The sequence below is a fragment of the Nocardia takedensis NBRC 100417 genome (assembly GCF_000308695.1).
Classification (GTDB): domain Bacteria; phylum Actinomycetota; class Actinomycetes; order Mycobacteriales; family Mycobacteriaceae; genus Nocardia; species Nocardia takedensis.
On sequence record NZ_BAGG01000067.1, the window covers coordinates 1 to 18,798 of the forward strand.

Below are 18,798 nucleotides of genomic sequence, written 5' to 3' on the forward strand. Positions count from 1 at the left end.
CACGGTTGGGGTCTGGGTGGCTCCGCCTACGCGCGGCCGCTTGAACGTCTCGTGGGGATGGGCTTGCGGGTGTACGCGCCCTCGCTGCCGGGGTTCGGCGGCACCGCGGCCCTCCCGCCGCGGCGACGCACGATGGACGGCTACGCCGAATGGGTACGGCGGTTCCTGGACACGGCCGAGGTCCCCCTTCCCATATCGGTGGTCGGGCACTCCTTCGGCGGCGGCGTCGCGATCGCCACCGCGCACCGATACCCCGAGGTCGCGCAGCGTCTGGTCCTGGTGAACTCGATAGGCGGCTCGGCGTGGACCGACGGACGCGGCGTGGTCCGCGCGTTGCGGGAAAGGCCCTTGTGGGACTGGGGACTGCACCTGCCCGCCGACCTGCTGCCCGGACGCCAACTGACCAGGGTACTGCCGGTCGTGCTCCGCGACGCAGTGCCGAACCTGGCCCGCAACCCGAGCGCGGTGTGGGACGCCGCGCACATCGCGCGAACCACGAATCTGACCGCGGAGCTCACCGAGTTGGCCGAGCGGCGGGTTCCGATGTTCGTGGTGTGGAGCACACGGGACACGATCATCCCGGAGGCGACTTCCCTGTCGTTGCACGCCGCCGCGGGCGGCCCCCGATCGAGCACTGTCTCCGGCGGCCACGCCTGGCTCATGGACGACCCGCACGCCTTCGGTGAGCTCATCACCAATGTGATCCGGCAGCCGGTGACGCCACCGTACGACCGGAACGAGTCGGAGGCGTCGTCCGACTCGGGAGACCACCGGGCGATGTGACGCGCCGGTCGTCCCGCGCGGCCGGTCCGACGCCGGCCGGAGGACCCGGGGATACACGACCAACGGCCCTGCCAGGGCAAGGGGGGCTCCCGCGAGAGTGGAGAACATCCGTAGACCGACGTTAGGCGTTGCGATGTCCTCCACCGATGTCCTCACACCGAGTACCGACGGCGCGGCACACCGCACCGGGAAGGCGTCGTCGAACACCGCGGCGCTGGCGGACTATCTGGCCGAGCAGCGGGTCGCCATCGTCGCGGGCGAGGCCGCCGCGCGGCGCGGTGACGCGACGGCGATTCCGTCGATCATCGTCGCGGCCCGCCGTGCTCGCAGCGCGGTGGCCGCCCACCGTCTGGCTCGGGATCGGCACCGGCATCTGCGTCGGCTGATAGAGGAACTGCGCTGGTTCGGGCTCGCCCTGGGTGCGGCCCACGACTTGGACGTGCAGGCCGCTCGCATACGGGCCGCCACGGCGGCACTGCGCGCTCGATACGTCCGTGATGGGGTCGCCGAGCGGATCGATCGCTACTTCGACGAGCGCATCGAGCAGGCGCGGGTCGAAGGGCTCGCGCTGCTGGGCTCGCGTCGGTATCTGGCGGTGGTCACCGATCTGGACAGCGAGATCGACGCACTACGCCGCGGTGAGGCGACGTGGTGCGATCCGGACCGGCGCGACGTTCTGCTGGGCGAACTCGTCGGTCGGGTGGAGGATCGAATGCGCGCGGTGGCGTTGGCGCGCGGGGAGGACGCGCGGGACGCGGCCGTGCACGCGGTGCGCAAGGCGGTCCGCCGGACCCGGTACTACATCGAATCCCTGGGCGGCGCGGAACCCGAGCGGGAGGCGGCTTTGGCGGCTTTGGAGTCGTTGCAGGACATGTTGGGCGAGCATCACGACGCGGTGGTCGCCAAGCGGCATCTGCTGCAACTGGCGGGACAGGCGGAGGAGGCGGGGGAGGCGAGTTTCACCTACGGGCTGCTCTACCAGCGTGAATTGGACGTCACCGATCGGCGGGCCGAGTCGCTGCCGCGGATCTGTCACGCGGCGATGGAGTCGGTGCGGACGCTGGCCGCGCTCGATCGGGCCCCGGTGACCGCCGGACACTAGGGCAGGGGCGCGGACCAGCGCAGTATGGTCCCGCCGCCGGGGTTGGGCGCGATCTCGAAGCTGCCGCCCGCCTCGTCGGCGCGGGCGGCGAGGTTGGCCAGTCCGCTGCGGCGGGTCTCGGCGGTGCTGAGGCCGCGTCCGTCGTCGACGATCTCGATGGTGACCTCGTCGCCGATGCGCAGTTCCACCGACAGGCTGGTGGCGTGCGCGTGCCGCACGACGTTGCTCACCGATTCGCGCAGCACCGCTTCGACGTGGTCGGACAGCGGCGGGGACAGCGCGGTGACCGGGCCCGCCAGTCGCACGGTGGTGTGCAGGTCGGCCTCGGCGGTGGTGTCGACGACGATGTCGTGCAGGTATTTCCGGTAGTTCGAGGAGTCGGCGGCGTTGTTGCTGTGCAGGTCGAAGATGGAGTGCCGGATGTCCTGGACGATGGTCTGCACGTCCTCGATCGTGGTCGTGAGCCGGGATCGGATGTCCGGGGACTTGGTGCGTTGGGCGGTGCTCTGCAGCGCCAGTCCGACGGTGAACAGCCGTTGGATGACGTGGTCGTGCAGGTCGCGGGCGATGCGGTCGCGGTCGGAGAGCACGTCGAGTTCGCGTATCCGCGCCTGGGTGTCGGCCAGGCGCAACGCGAGCGCGGCCTGATCGGCGATGACGCCCATCATCTGCTGCGCGGAGCTTTCCAGCGGTGCGGTGTCGGGGGGACGCAGCGCGGTCAGGACACCGATGACCGCGCCGCCCGCGCGCAGCGGCAGGATCAGCGCGGGGCCGTATTCGTCGTCGGCGTCGGCGAAGGGGTTGTAGGCCAGTTTCTCGACCGATGCCGGGCGCCCGGACCGGAAGACCTCGCCGGAGTGCGACCTGTCCACCGGGATGTGGACGCCGAGCAGGGTGTCGGCGCGCGCGCCCGCGACGGCCACCACGACGAGGTCGGTGATGTCCTCGACGGGGACCTCGAGGTCTTCGGGGCGGGCGACGAAGGTGACCGCCGATTCGGTCAGCGCCAGGGTGCGCTGGACGATCACTTCGAGGACCTCGGCCGAGTCGGTGTTGCCGAGCAGTTCGGTGGCGACGTCGCGGGTCGCCTCCAGCCAGCGTTGCCGGACCCGGCTCTGCTGGTAGAGCCGCGCGTTCTCGATGGCGATGCCCGCGGCGGCGGCCAGTGCCTGCACGACGATCTCGTCGTCGTCGGTGAACTCTTGGCCGTCGGCCTTCTCGGTGAGATAGAGGTGGCCGAAGACCTCGTCGCGGACCTGGACCGGGACGCCGAGGAAGGTGTGCATCGGGGGATGGTGGGCGGGAAAGCCGACCGAGGCCGGATGTTCGGACAGATTCTTCAGGCGCAGCGGTTCGGGGTGTTCGATGAGCACGCCCAGCACGCCGTGACCGCGCGGCAGGTCCCCGATCATGACCCGGGTGCGGTCCTCGATGCCTTCGTAGACGAATTCGGCGAGCTGTTTGCCGCCCGCGTCGGTGTCGCGGACCCCGAGCGCGCCGTAGCGGGCGTCGACCAATTCGATGGCGGCGTGGACGATGGTGCGCAGCGTGTTGTCGAGGTCGAGACCCGCGGTGATGCCGAGCATGGCCTCGACCAGGCGGTCCATCCGGTCACGAACGCCGACGATCTGCGCGATGCGGTCCTGAACTTCCAGGAGCAGTTCGTGCAGTCGTAATTGGGACAGCGTCTCGCTGACGGCGATCCGTCCGTTGCCTCCGGAACCGGACCGCTGGGCCTCGATGTCCGGCATATCCCTACTATACGATGCCCGGCGGGTGGATACCGCCCGGTCGGTCATTGCTGCCGTTCGGTCTGTCCGAGCTTCGTTGCCAGCACCGCCGCCTGTGTTCGACGTTCGACGCCGAGCTTGGTCAACAGTCGTGAGACGTAGTTCTTGACCGTCTTCTCCGCGAGGAACATCCGGTCCGCGATCTGGCGGTTGGTCAATCCTTCGCCCAACAGCGCCAGCAGGGTTCGCTCCTGTTCGGTCAGGGATGCCAGCGGGCCTTTGTCCGCTTCGGCCTCGGCGCGCAGTTTCGCCATCAGCGCGGCGGCGGCACGGTTGTCGAGCAGGGATTTACCCGCGCCCACGTCGCGAATGGCGCCGATGAGATCCATGCTGGTGATGTCCTTGACGACGTACCCCTGGGCGCCGGCGAGGATGGCGTTGAGCATGGCTTGCTCGTCGGTGAACGAGGTGAGCATCAGGCAGTGCAGGTCCGGGTTCGCCGACATCAGTTCACGGCACAGTTCTATGCCGTTGCCGTCGGGCAGGCGGACGTCGAGGACCACCACATCGGGGCGCAGCGCGGGAATGCGGGCCAAGGCGTGAGAGTAGCCGTCGGCCTCGCCGACGACTTCCATGTCCGGTTCGCCGGCGATGAGGTCGCCGACTCCGCGACGGACTATCTCGTGGTCGTCGACCAGGAACACCTTGATCATCGGCCCGCGTCCTTTCGGCATGGCGTTCACGGCACCGGCGACGCGACACCGGCGTCGGTGCGTGGCTGGGGAGGTACGGTCGTCTCATATTCTCCCCCGGATCGCAGAATTCGGTGGGCGTCGTCGACGGTGTGTGCGAGGGGACGATCGGTGTCGATCCGCGCGGCTTCGGGCCAGGCGTCGGCGGTGCCCGCCATGGCGGCGGCGATCGCCGCCGTCGCGTCGGAATCCCCGCCTCGGCGGCTCGCGATCCGCGCGGCGGCGACTTCGCGCGGGCACACACACCGCAACTCGGTGGCCTCCGCGGCGACTTCGGCGGCCAACGCCCTGGCGTGGGCGCGTTCGGCGGCCTTGGTCCAACTGGCGTCCAGGATCACCGATTCACCGGCGACCAGCCGTTCGCGCGCTCGGGTCAGCAATTCGCGATACACCATCGCCTTGTTCGCGGGCGCGTACAGGCCGTCACCGAAAAGCGCTGTCGCACCGGAGATCTCGCCGGACTCGCGCAGCCCCCGCCGAAGGGTGTCGCTGGACAGCAGCGCCGCGCCGGTCGCCGCGGCGAGTTCGGCGGCGACGGTCGATTTGCCGGTGCCGGGCAGTCCGCCCACCAGGGTCAGGCGAACCGCCGCCGCGCCCAGGTGCCGCTCGACGATCACCAGATGCCGTTCGGCGCGCGCGGTGGCCGATTCGTCGCCTTGGTCATGACGGAGGAGGTCCACTTTCGCCCGCACGAGAGCGCGGTAGGCGATGTAGTGGTGGATCAGGGACGCGGGGGCCGGGTCGTCGGTGCGGCGCAGATAGTCCGCCAGCAGCGCCGTGCCGAGGTCGCGATGGCCGAGGAATTCCAGGTCCATGGCGAGGAAGGCGAGGTCGTCGAGACGGTCCACGTAACGCAGTCGGTCGTCGAAGTCGAGGCAGTCCAGTACCCGGAAGCCGTCCGGCAGGTCGAAGATGTCCTGGGTGAGCAGGTCGCCGTGGCCGTCGACGATCTTCCCGTCGGTGATGCGGCGGGCGAACAGCGGCGCGCGGCCTCGGATGTAGCGCAGCGCCGAACGCTCGATGCGCGCGAGTCGCCGCGTGTCCGCGGACGATCGCGCGCGCAACGGCACCAGTAGCGAGAGCCATCGTTCCCGCACTCGGTCGGGTTCGCCCTCGGCGTCGATCTCGGGCCCGCGGCGGGCCCCGTCGTGGAAGTCGGCGAGCAACGCCGCGAGGCCGGACAGGCGCGCGTTGTTCCACAGCGGATCCCCGACGAGCGTGGCGAGACGACGGTCCTCGGGCATGCGGCGCATGACCAGGACCGGTTCGGAGGACCGTGCGCTGGGGTCGACCAGGTGGGCGATGCCGAGATAGACCTGCGGGGCCATGCGGCGGTTGAGTTCGAGTTCGCGCGCGCAGGCGCGCTCGCGCAGCTCCGGGGTGCCGAAGTCGAGGAAGTCGGTGGTGATCGGCTTCTTCACCTTGTAGGCCCGGTCTCCGATCAAAGTGACCACGCCGGTGTGGGTTTCGTGTATCCGCGCGGGAGCGGGGGGCTCGGTGGACACGTCAGGCGTTCTCGGTTTCGGGGACGGTCAGGGGGAGCCCGGCCGTCGAGCCGCCGTCGAGGACGAATTCCGAACCGGTCGAGTACGTCGCTTTCTCGACGATGAAGCGCACCATGTCGGCGACCTCCTCGGGTTCGCCGAATCGCGCCAGTGGCTGGGTGGCGGCCATGTTCGGGTCCAAGCCCGCGGTCATCGGGGTGTGGATCGGGCCCGGGTGCACCGAGCTGACGCGGACGCCCGCGTCGCCGAGTTCGAGCGCGGCGGCTTTGGTGAGGCCGCGCAGCCCCCATTTGCTGGCGACGTAGCCGGCGATGCCGGAGTATCCGGTCAGCCCCGCTGTGGAGGAGATGTTGACGATGACGCCGTCCCCCGCGGCCCGTAGCCGCGGGGCGGCGTGGTGCATGCCCAACCACGGTCCGACGAGGTTGACGTCGAGCACGTGCCGGAACATGGCAGGCGCTTCGGATTCGATGCCGCCGAAGTCGACGATGCCCGCGTTGTTGATCAGCACGGCCAGCGGTCCGTAGGTCGCTTCGGCGTCGTCGAGGACGTGTCGCCACTGGTCCTCGTCGGAGACGTCGAGGTGGCAGAACATCGCTGTGGGCCCGAGTTGTTCGGCGGTGGTCTTGCCCTCGCGGTCCAGCAGGTCCGCGACGACGACGCCGAGTCCCGCGTCGACCAGGGAGCGGGCGACCGCCGCGCCGATGCCGCGCGCACCGCCCGTCACGACGGCGCTGCGTCCGTGGAAATCGTTCATCGTGACCAGCTTCTCTCGTGGGTGTCGATGGTCCGGGTTGTCGATGACCTCAACGATCGCGCGCACGGCGCGCGGGAGTCACGGCCGAAAGACCCCGATCGGCAGGGTCGTCGGTTCGTTCGTGACGGGACGCGCGTCGGCGTACGCTCGGAGCTACGCCGTGGATTCGCTGCGAATTCGATGCATCCGGGCGGTTGGTGCGCGCTCGGTCCGTCGGGGCCCTGGATGGCGCGTCGGATACGCCGGTCGGTTCCGGGGCCGCTGCGCGCGTCGAGACCGGACGCGTCGGAGGTCCCACCGGCCGGGGACATCGTGCTCTTACCGGTGGCGCCGTCACGGTGACACAGTGGATCTTCGAGCCACGAGCAAGGAAAGGACACCGCTGGATGCGATACGCAATGCTCGACGAGAACCTCCTCGAGACCGCGCTGACGCTCGCGGTGCGCGCACCTTCGGTGCACAACACCCAGCCGTGGCGGTTCCGCGTCGTCGACCGCGAACTGCGACTGCATCTCGATCCGGCGCGTACGTTGCCCGCGACCGATCCCGACTTGCGGGACGCCCTGGTCAGCTGCGGTGCGGTCCTGCATCATCTGCGCATCGCATTGGCGTCCATGGGATGGTCGGCCGTCGTGGACCGGCTTCCCGACCCAACCGAACCGGATCACCTGGCGACCGTCGAGTTGGTGCGGCACCGGCCCACGATGACGGAACTGGCCCTGTGCGCGGCCATTCCGCGCAGGAGGTCCGATCGGCGGCACTTCACCTCCCAACCGATTCCGCCGGGCTATCTCGGATTGGTGAGCGAGCGGGCAGCGGCCAACGGCGCGGTGGTGCGCCAGGCCGTGTACGAACCCCGGCGCGCCTTGGTCGAGGCGATGTACGAAGCTCAACGCCGACACGCCGTGGACCCGGACTACCGCCTCGAACTCGCCGAATGGAGCGGGACCCACGACAGCGCCGAAGGCGTCCCCTCGGTGAGCGCGCCCCGTCCACGCGCCGGCCAGGGCATTCCGACTCGCGTGTTCTCCGCCCCGCGCATGGTGGACACCTCCCGTGAACCCGACTACGCCGAACTGCTGGTCCTCGGCACGCTGCGCGACGACCGGGAGTCCCGACTGCGCGCCGGCGAGGCGGTCAGCGCGGTGCTGCTGACCGCGACCAACATCGGATTGTCGACGTGTCTGCTGACCGAGCCGTTGGAACTGCCCGACCTGCGGGGCCGCATTCGGTCCGCTGTCCTCGGCGACACCCTGCACCCGCAGGCGGTCATCCGTATCGGGTGGTCCGACGACACCGGCACACTGCCCACCGTCTCCCGCCGCGCCGTCGCGGAGGTGTTGGAAGCCGCGCCGCCGCGCTGCGGCAGCCCCTCGTACTAGCAGGCGGGGGACGCGCCCGCGCGTGCGGCGAGGTCGGCGAGCACGTCCGCGACGCGGCTGCTCAGTTCGTGGATCAACGCGGTCAGCTCAGGTCCGTCGCCCGGCAGACCCGGCGCGGTCGGGACCTCGACCACCGTCGCGTTCCCCGCGCGGCGAATCACGAACTCGGTGAACAGCAGACGATCACGGGCGGGGTCGATCGCCAGCGCGCACCGGGCCAGCCACGGCAGGCAGGCGGTGAGCAGGACATGCGGTCGTGGCGAATCCTCGGTGTGGACGACGGTGTCGAGGTCGACCTGCGACAACACGTGGAAACCGTGCTGAACGAGGCTGGGCCGCACGATCGACGCCGTCTCGGGGACCGGTAGGTCGATCCGCACCGACGGTCGCGGGCCGTGGGCCACCGGGATGCGGATCTCGGTCGCCAGATCCTGTGGACGCAGCGCGGTGTCCGGTCCGACGAGGTAGATCTCGGTGACCGGACCGGCGGAGCGCAACCCGACACCGCGCATCCAGTCCTCGAGCGCGCGGTAGGCCGCGCCGATGTGCTGGTAGTCGCCGTGATGGATGGTGCGGACGTAGGTGGCCGCCTGCGTGGCGCGCACGGCGGTGGCTTCGCCGAACTCGTCCGCCGCGGTCGGGTCGACCGGAAGCGTGAGTGTCACCCGCAGATCGTCGGCGGCGACGGACGGGCTCGGATAAGTGATCGAAGGCGGTCCGGTCGGGGTCAGGCCCATGCGCGCCGCCGTGTCGTGCAGGTCGCGCAATGCCGCGCCGATGTCCGCGCCCGCGTGCGCCGCCTCGATGGTGCGGTGCGATTCGAGCACGGTGTGCTCCTCGGATTCGAGGACCGCTATCGGATACGACACGACGACTCCCACGGTTCGGCGGCATCCGGCCCGCCGACGAGGCGGATCTCGGCATCGTCTCGAAACTAGCGCGTCGGACCAGGGGAACGGCAGGGCCGAACCGCCTCCTGACGAGAGTCCTCGGTCCCGGTGCGTCGCGATGACACAGGTCGTGCCACATGCCCGTCACAGCCGGGACTTTCGTCTCTGCCCCGGCGGCTCGGGAGGGAGCAGGCTCGGCTTCTACGAACAATCGATGAGAGCCGTGAGGTGACCCCGTGACCAGACATCCCGATGCCGAGACGGTGCGGTCGGCGCTGGCGTTGGCCGTGCGCGCACCGTCGGTGCACAACACCCAACCGTGGCAGTGGCGCGTCGGCGACACGACGGTCCACCTCTACGCCGACGAGGGGCGCGGGCTTGCGCACACCGACCCCGACCGTCGCGACCTGTTGATCAGCTGCGGTGCGGCGCTGCACCACTTCCGGGTGGCCGCGCGCTCGTTCGGGTGGCACACCGTCGTGCATCGCTTTCCCGACCCCGCCGATCGTCGTCATCTGGCCTCCGTCGAATTCGTTCCGGTCACACCGACCTCCGAGGTCGTCGGGTTGGCGCGCGCGATCGCCGATCGCCGCACCGACAGGCGCCGCCCCACCTCCTGGGAGGTCCCCGAGGGCTTCGTGGCCGCCATGGCGGCGGCGGGCCGGGCCGAAGGCGCGATGGTCACCGAGGTCCCCGGCGGTGGTACCAGGATCGGGCTCGTCGAAGCGTTCCGGACGGCGGCCGCCGCGCATCGGGCCGACCCGTCCTACCAGGACGAACTCGTTCGCTGGTCCGGACGGCACGCCGATCCCGAAGGCGTCCCGGCGCGCAACGCGGTCCTGGCCGCCGATCCGCTCACTCGGGAGTTCCACGCCCACACCCTGACCGAGGCCGTGCTGCGTGACCTGGAAGACAACGGGACGCTGGTGCTGGTGCACACCGGTTCCGACGACGACCTGTCCCGCCTGCGCGCCGGGGAGGCAGCCAGCGCGGTGCTGTTGACCGCCACGGTCTTCGGGTTGGCCACCTGTCCGTTGACCGAACCGCTCGAACTGCCCGGCACGCGGGCGCTGGTCCGGTCGGATGTACTGGAGGACAGTGGCTTTCCGCAGCTGCTCATCCGGGTCGGCTGGGCGTCGAGCACCGCCGACGGGATTCCCGCGACGCCTCGCCGAGCGCTGAGCGAGGTCGTTCGACCGCTGGGATGAGCGCGGCGCTGTCGTTGCCCCGGCACACCCGGGGGTAGCCGTCGGCTGCCGCCGGGACGGTTCTCGCGCGCGGACCGACTCCGCGAGAACGGGGTTGGAGATCCGCCGTGCGGGTGCGTGACGGTAGCGGTGCTAGGCTGAACCGACTTCACAAGGTGGGGTGGCCGAGAGGCGAGGCAGCGGTCTGCAAAACCGTCCACGCGGGTTCGAATCCCGTCTCCACCTCCACGATTCCGTTCCGGGCCGCACCGGTCAGCGGTCAGGATTCGGCGTTTCGGTCGCGCAGTTCGTGACAGGGGAAGTCACGTCCGGTATCCGGACGTGACTTCGTCGGCGGTGCTCAGGCGTTGTCGGCGTCGACCTTGTCGCTGTTCGGCAGGCCGAGTTCGTCGGCGATCCCGTCGGTCCAGCCGCGGATCTCGTCCCAATCCCGCAGGTCGCCCGAGCGCGGGCCGCCCAGTAATCGGTACAGCACGCGCGAGGCGAACGGCAGGTCCTCGCGGGAGTAGGCCCCGGCGAAGGCGTGGTAGTCGCGCGGGGAGATCGCGGCGCGGGTCTTGTCGATCGCCGGGGGCACGGCGTGGGCGAGGCGGCGGCCGATCGGTCCGCGCAGGCCGGGGCCCAGGCCGACGGTGAACAGCCAAGTCGGGCGAGTGGTGAGGGTGTCGCGGTGCGCGCGGACGAACTCGTCGGCCTCGGGCAGCATCTTGCGGTCGTGGACGGCGCTGCCGAGCACGACGGCGTCGAAGTCGTCGAGTTCGGGCGCGTGCTCCACTTCGGCCAGCTCGACCCGCGCGCCGCGGGTGGTGAGCTCCGTGGCGATCGATTCGGCGACGTCGCGGGAGGAGCCTTGCGCGGTCGCGTACAGAACGGCGATTCGAGTGTCGGTTTCCATGCCGTCCAGCGTCGTCGGTGGCTTCGGCGCAGGTCAGAGCCATCGTGCCCGGACCGAGGGGACATCGGCCCATCAGGTCGGTGACTTGTGTACCCAGCGATCCGCGCGCGGGCCGACGATCGTGGAGAGGGTGAGCCGGGAGCACGCCGTCACCGAACCCGAGCGGGCCGCGGTCGATCCGCGGGAACCCGTCGCGGCGCTACTGCGCGATCTGCGCACGACCCCCGAGGGGTTGTCCGGCCGGGAGGCGGCGCGGCGGCTGCGGCTCTACGGTCCCAACGAGCTGCCGCGACGCTCCGAACACCACTGGTGGACGGCGCTGGGCAGGCAGTTCGTCCATCCACTGGCGCTGCTGCTGTGGGTGGCCGCCGGCTTGGCCTTCGTCTCGGGAGCCGTGCCGATCGGCATCGCCGTGATAGTCGTGGTGATCCTGAACGCGGTGCTGGCCTTCTGGCAGGAGAGTCAGGCCGAGCACGCGGTGGCGGCGCTCGGCGCGTTCCTGCCGCGGCGGGTGACGGTGATCCGGGACGGCGCGAGTATCGCGATCCCGGTGCTCGACGTCGTGCGCGGTGACGTGCTGGTGCTCGAAGAGGGGGAGCGGATTCCGGCCGACGCGCGTTTGGTCGACGGGACGGTGCAGGTCGACATGTCCCCGTTGACCGGGGAATCGAATCCGGTGACCCGCAGCGCCGCGGAGCTCGACCGCGCCGACCGGTCCGTGGACTCGCCCGTGCTGGTGTTCAGCGGGACGCTGTGCACAGCGGGAGCGGGCCGCGCGGTCGTCCACGGCACCGGTGTGCACACCGAGCTGGGTCGGATCGCGGCGCTGTCGCAGCGAGTTCGGCAGGAGCCGAGTCCGCTGGAGCGGCAGGTCCGGCGGGTGGCGTGGCTGATCGCCGCGGTGGCGGTGGCGGTCGGGGCGGCATTCCTGCCACTCGGTTTGCTGGCGGGGCTGTCGTTGTCGGCGGCGTTCCTGTTCGCGATCGGTCTGCTGGTGGCCAATGTCCCGGAGGGGCTGTTGCCGACGATCACCCTCGCCCTGGCCGCCGGTGTCCGCGCGATGGCGCGGCGCGGCGCGGTCGTGCGGCGATTGTCCGCGGTGGAGACCCTAGGTTCGACCACCACCATCTGCACCGACAAGACCGGCACGCTCACCTCCAACGACATGCGGGTGGTGACGACCACCTCGAACGATCCGGCGCTGACGCGCGCCCTTGTCCTGTGCGCTACCGCGGATCTCGGCCAGGCGGAGACGGGCGATCCGATGGAGATCGCGTTGCTCCGGTACGCGGACTCGGCCGGCGTCGGCGTCACCGCCGAGCGTGAGCGATCCGTGCGCCGCGCCCTGTACCCGTTCGATCCGCAGGTGCGGATGATGTCGACGGTGGACGAGGACCGCACGGGGCTGGCCGTACACGTCAAAGGCGCGCCGGAAGCGGTGCTGCCGCGCTGTGTCGCGGCCGCCGACGGTGCGCGTGCGTTGACGCGGGCTCGCGGTCAGGTCGAAGAGCTCGCCGATCGCGGACTGCGGGTGCTCGCCGTGGCACGCCGAGACTGGCGCGGTCCCGTACCCGAGGACCGGCGTCCGGTCGAGACCGACCTGACCTTTCTGGGGCTGGTGGCGCTGCTCGATCCGCCGCGGCCCGAGGTCGCCGACGCCGTGACGGCCGTGCACCGGGCCGGTATCCGGGTGCACGTCATCAGCGGCGACAACGGACGCACGACCGCGGAGGTGGCGCGCCGGGTCGGCATCGACGTCGGGCGGGTGATCGACGGCGTCGAGGTCGAGGCGATGACCGACGATCGACTCGACGCCCTGCTCGCGGAGCCGGGTGAGATCGTCTTCGCCCGCGCGACACCGGAGGTCAAACTGCGGATCGCCGACGCGCTGCGCGTGGACGGCGAGGTCGTGGCGATGACCGGGGACGGGGTGAACGACGCGCCCGCGCTGCGGCGCGCGGACATCGGCGTCGCGATGGGGCGCGGCGGCACCGACGTGGCCCGCGAAGCGGCGACCCTGGTCCTGACCGACGACAACTTCGCGACGATCGCCGCGGGTATCGAGGAAGGCCGCCGGGTCTTCGACAACGTGCGCAAATTCGTGCTCTACATCTTCGCCCACGCGGTGCCCGAAATCGTGCCGTTCCTGCTGTTCGCGCTGTCCGGCGGCGCCATCCCGCTGCCGTTGACGGTGTTGCAGATCCTGGCGATCGATCTCGGCACCGAGACGCTGCCCGCCCTGGCTCTCGGCCGCGAGAACGCCGAACCAGGAGTGATGGACCAGCCGCCGCGGCCGCGCTCGGAAGGCGTCATCACCCGCAGGCTGCTGCTGCGCGCGTGGGGCGTGCTCGGGGTCGTCTCGGCCGTGCTGGTCATGGCCGGGTTCTTCACGGTTCTGCTGTCGGCGGGGTGGCGGCCGGGCGCGGACACCGACCCCGGTTCCGCCCTGCACCACACCTATCTCCAGGCGACCACCCTCACCTTCCTCGGCATCGTCGCCTGCCAACTCGGCACGGCTTTCGCCGCGCGCACCGAGTACGCCTCGCTGTCCTCGATCGGTGTCTGGTCCAACCGACTGCTGCTCGGCGGCTGCGTGTTCGAGGTGGCCTTCGCTCTCGCGCTGGTGTATGTGCCGCCGTTGCAAGCGATCTTCGGCACCGCGGCCCCCGCGGCGTGGATGATGGCGCTGGTGCTCCCGTTCCCTCTGATCGTGTGGGGAGTCGACGAATGGCTGCGCGCGCTGCGACGGCGACGCCGCGGACGGGCCGACACCCGTGCCGGGGTCGCAGGTCCCGACAGTCGAGGACGATCGGCCCTGATCGCCGCGTCCTGCTCGGCCCGACACTGAGATCCGGTCCGTCCGGACGAAGGGATCAGCCATGGACGACAGTTCCGGCAGCGGCATGACCCGCGCCGACACCGCGATCTCGATCTCGGGGCTGACCAAATCGTTCGGTGGTGTACGCGCTCTCGACGGCCTCGACCTGACGGTGCGCCCCGGTGAGGTGCACGGATTTCTCGGACCGAACGGTTCCGGCAAGACCACCACCATCCGCGTCCTGCTCGGACTGCTGCGCGCCGACGCGGGTGCGGTGCGCGTACTCGGCGCCGACCCCTGGCACGAGGCTGTCGCGCTGCACGGTCGGCTGGCCTACGTCCCGGGCGAGGTCACCCTGTGGCCGGGCATCACCGGCGGGGAGGTGATCGACCTGATGGGCCGTCTGCGAGGCGGCGCCGACCCGCGCAGACGCGCCGAACTGCTCGAACGCTTCGATCTCGACCCGCACAAGAAGGCCCGCGCCTATTCCAAGGGCAACCGGCAGAAGGTCGCTTTGGTCGCCGCCTTGGCCTCGGAGGCCGAACTGATGCTGCTGGACGAGCCCACGGTGGGGCTGGACCCGCTGATGGAGGCCGAATTCCAGAAATGCGTGCGCGAGGCGACCGCGCGCGGCGCGACGGTGCTGCTGTCGAGTCACATCCTCGCCGAGGTCGAGGCGCTGTGCGATCGGGTGAGCATCATCCGGCACGGCCGCACCGTGGAGACCGGGACCCTCGCCCAATTACGGCACCTGACCCGCACCGTCGTCACGGTCGAGACCGTGCGCCCCGTGGCGGGGCTGGACCATCTCCCGGGTGTGCACGATCCGGTGCGCGAGGGCCGAAGATGGCGTTTCGCGGTCGACGACGGCTGTCTCGACGGGGTGTTGCGGGCGCTGACCGACGCGGGCGTGCGCGGGCTGAGCAGTACGCCGCCGACGCTCGAGGACATCTTCTTGCGCCACTACGGGCCCGACCCGGCCGGTGTTGCTCGATGAGCGCGCGGATTCGAGCGGCGCGACCGCTCACCGCGGCGAGCGCGGCGGGCGGTGGCACGCTGGTGCGGTTCGCCCTGCGTCGGGAGCGATTCGCGCTGCTGTGCTGGACGGCGGGGGCCGGCGCGTTGTTCGCCATGCAGTCGCTGAGCAGTCAGCGCTTCTACGACGACGCCGCCGCGCTGGCGCGGCTGCGAGAGATGATGGGGGCCAACGCCGCGGCGGTGGCGCTGGGTGGTCCGACCCGGCTGCTGGACACGATCGGCGGCGAGATCCTGTTCGAGGTCTTCGGCTACGTCGCGATCGTCGTCGCGTTGATGAACATGTTCCTGATCGGCAGGCACACCCGATCCGACGAGGAAGCCGGACGCGACGAATTGATCCGTTCGGCGCGGGTCGGGCGGCGCGCGACGGTGGTGGCCGCCCTGGGCGTCGCCGCCTTCGCCGACCTCTGCGTCGCGGTCGTGCTGGTCTGCGTCGGCATCGCGACCGGTCTGCCGCAGGCGGGCTCGGTTCTCACCGGGGTCGCGATCGCCGGCGTCGGTGTGGTCTTCGCGGCGCTTACAGCCGTCGCCGCGCAGGTGTTCGAGAACCCGCGCGGGGTCTACACCGCGGTGAGCGCGGCGCTGGTGGCCGCCTACGTGTTGCGGGCACTCGGTGATGTCGGCGACGGCACGGCTTCGTGGCTCTCGCCGCTGGGCTGGGGACAGCGCACCTACCCCTATGTCGCGGATCGGTGGTGGCCGCTGCTGTTGTTCGTCGCGGCGAGCGTCGTCCTGGTCGCCGCGGCTTTCGCGCTGCTCGAACGACGGGACTTCGGCGCGGGCCTGCTGACCTACGGCACCGGTCGCGCGACGGCGTCCCGGGCGTTGTCCTCGCCGCTGGGGTTGGCGTGGCGGTTGCAGCGCGGTTCCTGGCTCGCCTGGTGCGTGGGCGTCTTCGGTCTCGGCGCGGCCTACGGTTCCTTCGCCGACAGCATCGCCGACTATCTCGCCGACAATCCGGAGGTGGCCGCGTTCCTTCCGGGCGGCGCCGCCGACGCGGTGGACTCCTACCTGGCGCTGACCGTGGCGATGACCAGCCTGCTCGCGACCGCCTTCGGCATCGGCGCGGTGCTGCGGGCGCGCGGGGAGGAAGTCCTGGGTCACGCGGAATTCGTGCTGGCCGCTCGACCGAACCGCGCGCGCTGGCTGCTCGCCCACTGCGCGGTCGCGGGCCTGGGAGCGTCCGCCGTCGCCTGCGCGGGCGGATTCGGCATGGGACTGGCCTATGCCCTGACCGTCGATCAGCCCGGGCAGATCACCCGGGTGACGGCGGCGGCCGCGGCCTATTGGCCCGCGATCTGGGTGACGGTCGGCTTCGCGCTGGTCGCCGTCGGCCTGCGGCCCCGGCACGCGGCCGCGATCGCGTGGGCCGGATTCGCCTATTGCGCTGTCGCCCTGCTCTTCGCCGAATCCTTCGACCTGCCCGGGTGGTTCCCCGCCGCCTCGCCGTTCGAGCACACTCCCCGGGTGCCGCTCGAACCGGTCTCCGTCGGGTCGATGACGGTGCTGCTGCTCGTCGCCGTGCTGCTCACCGCGGCCGGCGCGACCGCGTTTCGCCACCGGGATCTGCGACCGTGAGTACCGAGGCGCGGACCCCCACGGTGCCGGCATCGGCGTCGACATCCGCTGAGCACGGATTGTCCCGCTCGGTGGCTTCGACCGTCATTCTGGTCGTTCTGGTGTCGACCGGGGTCGCGGTCCGCCCGGTCAGCGCACCGGCGGCCGACGTGCTGTGGGCGGTCGCCGCCGCCGCGATGATCGTTCCGGCCGCGTGGTGGGTGCTGCGCGCGCTGCGCGCCGGACGCTACGGCGCGGACCTGCTCGCGGTCATCGCCATGGTCGGCGCGCTCGCCGTCGGCGAGTTCTTCGCGGGGGCGCTGATCGCGGTGATGGTGGCGACCGGGCGGACCTTGGAGGACTACGCCGACCGACGGGCCGGCCGCGACCTGACCGGCCTGCTGCGGCGGGCGCCGGCGCGCGCGCACCGGCGCGTCGGGTCGGAGCTCGAGACCGTCGCCGTCGACGCGATCGAACCGGGCGACCTCGTGGTGGTGATGTCGGGGGAGACCGTCCCGGTCGACGGCGTTCTCGACACCGCGGGCGTCTTCGACGAATCCGCGCTGACCGGCGAGGCCGTGCCCGTGGCTCGGCGAGCCGGCGTCGAGGTGCGCAGCGGCGTGGTGAACGTCGGCGCGGCCGCCGATCTGCGCGCCCGCGCCACGGCGGCGGGCAGCACCTACGCGGGCATCGTGACCTTGGCGCGCCAGGCCGCCGCGGCCGGAGCCCCGGTGGCGCGGCTGGCCGATCGGGTCGCGGCCTGGTTCCTGCCGGTCGCCGTGCTGCTCGCGGGGGTCGCCTGGTTCGCGACCGGTGATCCGGTGCGGGCCGTCGCGGTGGTCGTGACGGCCACGCCGTGTCCGCTGCTGCTGGCGGTCCCCGTCGCGATCACGGCCGGGATGTCGCGCGGCGCGCGCTCCGGTGTGGTGGTCAAGGGCGGCGCGGCGCTCGAGACCTTGGGTCGCGCGCGATGTCTGGCGATGGACAAGACCGGGACGGTGACCATGGGGAGACCCGAGGTCGTCGAGATGATCACCGCGCCCGGCGTCGACGCCGATCGGATGTTGCGGGCGGCGGCGGCGATCGAGCAGTACTCGCCCCATGTCCTCGCCCACGCGGTGACGGTGGCCGCCGCGCGACGCGGACTCGATCGTCCGGTGGCCGAGCAGGTTTGCGAGCAACCGGGGCAGGGCGCTACCGGGATCGTGGCGGGACAGCGCATCCGGGTCGGGCGCGCGGCCGAGACGACGGGCCCTCGTCCGGAGTGGATGGCGGGGGTCGAGCGCCGTGCGCGGCTGGACCTGGCGGGGATCATCTGGATCTCGGTCGACGACGTGCCGAAAGCCGCGGCGCTGGTCCGTGATCCGTTGCGCTCCGACGCGGCGCGCACCATGCGCAGGCTGCGGACCGCGGGGTTGCGCAGACTGGTCCTGCTCACCGGGGATCGGGTCGACAACGCCGTCGACGTCGCCGACATGCTGGGCCTCACCGAGGTCATCGCCGATGCCGATCCAGCCGACAAGATCGCCGCGATCCGCGCCGAACGCCGGGACGGGGTGACCGTCATGGTCGGTGACGGGGTGAACGACGCGCCCGCCCTCGCAGCGGCCGACGTGGGGGTCGCGCTGGGCTCGCGCGGATCGACCGCGGCCGCGCAGGTCGCGGACGCGGTCATCCTCGACGACCGCATCGATCGACTCGCGGACGCGGTGGAGATCGCCCAGCGCGCCCGCCGGATCGCGGTGCAGAGCGCGGTGATCGGCATGGTCCTGTCTCTGGTGGCGATGGTCGCGGCCGCGTTCGGACTGTTGCCGCCCGCGCCGGGCGCACTCGTGCAGGAGGGCATCGACGTCGCGGTGATCCTGAACGCGTTGCGCGCCGTGCGGATCGGTGGGAACAGACGCGGCGCGACGATCGACCCGTTGATCGCGCGCTTCGCCCGCGAACACGAACGCCTGCACGCCGCCCGCGCCACGGTCAGGACGGCGGCGCGTTCACTGGCCGATGGACCCGGCCCGGCGGCCGACGCGGCGGTGCGGCACGCGCTGCAGGCGCTGACCGCCGATGTCCTGCCGCACGAACACGCCGAGGAGACCGAGTTGTACCCGGCGTTGGCCGACTACCTGCGCGACCCGGAGGCGATGGTGACGATGAGCCGCGAGCACACCGAGATCCACCGGATGGTCGAACGAATCCGTCGCCATCTCGACAGTGCGCCCGGCGGGCTGCGCGCCGATCAGATCGAGGACCTGCGCGCGACGCTCTACGGACTCGACGCCGTCCTCACCCTGCATTTCGCCCAGGAGGACGAGGCACTGTTCACCCTGGCCCACGCACCGCTGGGCAGGTGAGCCTCGGACAACGTCCTACGGGCGCAGTGA

The 18,798-nt window shown here is 71.1% G+C and carries 14 protein-coding genes and 1 tRNA gene; 9 read left to right on the forward strand and 6 right to left on the reverse strand.

All coding sequences use genetic code 11. From position 1 onward, the window contains the following. Both ON30_RS14615 and ON30_RS14620 read left to right on the forward strand, forming a co-directional pair. A partial coding sequence (locus ON30_RS14615) for an alpha/beta fold hydrolase (RefSeq protein WP_040707566.1) occupies window positions 1–783 on the forward strand: 783 nt, incomplete at its 5' end. A gap of 133 nt (window positions 784–916) precedes the next feature. Then, the gene (locus tag ON30_RS14620; RefSeq protein ID WP_040707567.1) at window positions 917–1,885 is read left to right on the forward strand and encodes a CHAD domain-containing protein; all 969 of its coding nucleotides are present in this window, start codon (window positions 917–919) and stop codon (window positions 1,883–1,885) included. Here the strand turns inward: ON30_RS14620 and ON30_RS14625 are convergent. The 4 genes from ON30_RS14625 to ON30_RS14640 are packed head-to-tail and all read right to left on the reverse strand — an operon-like array spanning window position 1,882 to window position 6,629. Then, the gene (locus ON30_RS14625; RefSeq protein ID WP_040707569.1) at window positions 1,882–3,636 is read right to left on the reverse strand and encodes a sensor histidine kinase; all 1,755 of its coding nucleotides are present in this window, start codon (window positions 3,634–3,636) and stop codon (window positions 1,882–1,884) included. The genes ON30_RS14620 and ON30_RS14625 overlap by 4 nt on opposite strands. Window positions 3,637–3,680: 44 nt before the next feature. Next, window positions 3,681–4,328, reverse strand: a complete 648-nt coding sequence (locus ON30_RS14630) for a response regulator (protein WP_040707580.1) — start codon at window positions 4,326–4,328, stop codon at window positions 3,681–3,683. A gap of 26 nt (window positions 4,329–4,354) precedes the next feature. Further along, a complete protein-coding gene (locus ON30_RS14635) occupies window positions 4,355–5,872 on the reverse strand; it encodes a bifunctional aminoglycoside phosphotransferase/ATP-binding protein (RefSeq protein ID WP_063719880.1) in 1,518 nt (505 codons plus the stop codon). A 1-nt stretch (window position 5,873) separates the two neighbouring features. Beyond that, window positions 5,874–6,629 carry an SDR family NAD(P)-dependent oxidoreductase gene (locus ON30_RS14640; RefSeq protein WP_040707583.1) on the reverse strand — a complete coding sequence of 252 codons (756 nt, stop codon included), beginning with the start codon at window positions 6,627–6,629 and terminating at the stop codon, window positions 5,874–5,876. 338 nt (window positions 6,630–6,967) lie between these two features. On the opposite strand from ON30_RS14640, the gene ON30_RS14645 reads away from it, so the two are divergent. After that, on the forward strand, window positions 6,968–8,011 hold the full coding sequence (locus ON30_RS14645) for an Acg family FMN-binding oxidoreductase (protein ID WP_281004728.1): 1,044 nt from the start codon (window positions 6,968–6,970) through the stop codon (window positions 8,009–8,011). On the opposite strand, the gene ON30_RS14650 is transcribed toward ON30_RS14645, so the two are convergent. After that, complete coding sequence (locus tag ON30_RS14650; RefSeq protein ID WP_157183732.1) at window positions 8,008–8,880, reverse strand: GyrI-like domain-containing protein; 873 nt, start codon at window positions 8,878–8,880, stop codon at window positions 8,008–8,010. The genes ON30_RS14645 and ON30_RS14650 overlap by 4 nt on opposite strands. Before the next feature lie 257 nt (window positions 8,881–9,137). Here ON30_RS14650 and ON30_RS14655 point away from each other — a divergent pair, with 257 nt between their 5' ends. Together ON30_RS14655 and ON30_RS14660 are read left to right on the forward strand one after the other, a co-directional pair. Beyond that, window positions 9,138–10,109: an Acg family FMN-binding oxidoreductase gene (locus ON30_RS14655; protein WP_040707574.1), complete on the forward strand. Its 972-nt coding sequence runs from the start codon at window positions 9,138–9,140 to the stop codon at window positions 10,107–10,109. Window positions 10,110–10,263: 154 nt separating this feature from the next. Beyond that, window positions 10,264–10,337: transfer RNA gene (locus ON30_RS14660), tRNA-Cys, on the forward strand. A gap of 112 nt (window positions 10,338–10,449) precedes the next feature. Here the strand turns inward: ON30_RS14660 and ON30_RS14665 are convergent. Beyond that, window positions 10,450–11,004 (reverse strand): flavodoxin domain-containing protein, encoded by a 555-nt coding sequence (locus tag ON30_RS14665; protein ID WP_040707575.1) that lies wholly within the window; start codon window positions 11,002–11,004, stop codon window positions 10,450–10,452. Window positions 11,005–11,134: 130 nt separating this feature from the next. Between ON30_RS14665 and ON30_RS14670 the strand changes: the two genes are divergently transcribed. The 4 genes from ON30_RS14670 (at window position 11,135) to ON30_RS14685 (ending at window position 18,768) form a co-directional block, all read left to right on the forward strand. Then, window positions 11,135–13,852, forward strand: a complete 2,718-nt coding sequence (locus ON30_RS14670) for a cation-translocating P-type ATPase (protein WP_063719881.1) — start codon at window positions 11,135–11,137, stop codon at window positions 13,850–13,852. A gap of 31 nt (window positions 13,853–13,883) precedes the next feature. Beyond that, entirely contained in the window at window positions 13,884–14,819 is a 936-nt protein-coding gene (locus ON30_RS14675) for an ABC transporter ATP-binding protein (protein WP_281004729.1), read from the forward strand. After that, window positions 14,816–16,438 carry an ABC transporter permease gene (locus ON30_RS14680; protein ID WP_040707576.1) on the forward strand — a complete coding sequence of 541 codons (1,623 nt, stop codon included), beginning with the start codon at window positions 14,816–14,818 and terminating at the stop codon, window positions 16,436–16,438. Before ON30_RS14675 ends, ON30_RS14680 begins: the two co-directional genes overlap by 4 nt. 71 nt (window positions 16,439–16,509) lie before the next feature. After that, window positions 16,510–18,768, forward strand: coding sequence for a heavy metal translocating P-type ATPase (locus tag ON30_RS14685; RefSeq protein ID WP_245554051.1), 2,259 nt, complete (start codon window positions 16,510–16,512; stop codon window positions 18,766–18,768). Window positions 18,769–18,798 lie beyond the last annotated feature (30 nt).

Excerpts from the sequence above, each read along its gene's own strand:
- ON30_RS14620 (WP_040707567.1), top strand. The coding sequence starts at position 917 with ATGTCCTCCACCGATGTCCTCACACCGAGTACCGACGGCGCGGCACAC.
- ON30_RS14625 (WP_040707569.1), bottom strand. The coding sequence starts at position 3,636 with ATGCCGGACATCGAGGCCCAGCGGTCCGGTTCCGGAGGCAACGGACGG.
- ON30_RS14630 (WP_040707580.1), bottom strand. The coding sequence starts at position 4,328 with ATGATCAAGGTGTTCCTGGTCGACGACCACGAGATAGTCCGTCGCGGA.
- ON30_RS14640 (WP_040707583.1), bottom strand. The coding sequence starts at position 6,629 with ATGAACGATTTCCACGGACGCAGCGCCGTCGTGACGGGCGGTGCGCGC.
- ON30_RS14665 (WP_040707575.1), bottom strand. The coding sequence starts at position 11,004 with ATGGAAACCGACACTCGAATCGCCGTTCTGTACGCGACCGCGCAAGGC.
- ON30_RS14675 (WP_281004729.1), top strand. The coding sequence starts at position 13,884 with ATGGACGACAGTTCCGGCAGCGGCATGACCCGCGCCGACACCGCGATC.
- ON30_RS14680 (WP_040707576.1), top strand. The coding sequence starts at position 14,816 with ATGAGCGCGCGGATTCGAGCGGCGCGACCGCTCACCGCGGCGAGCGCG.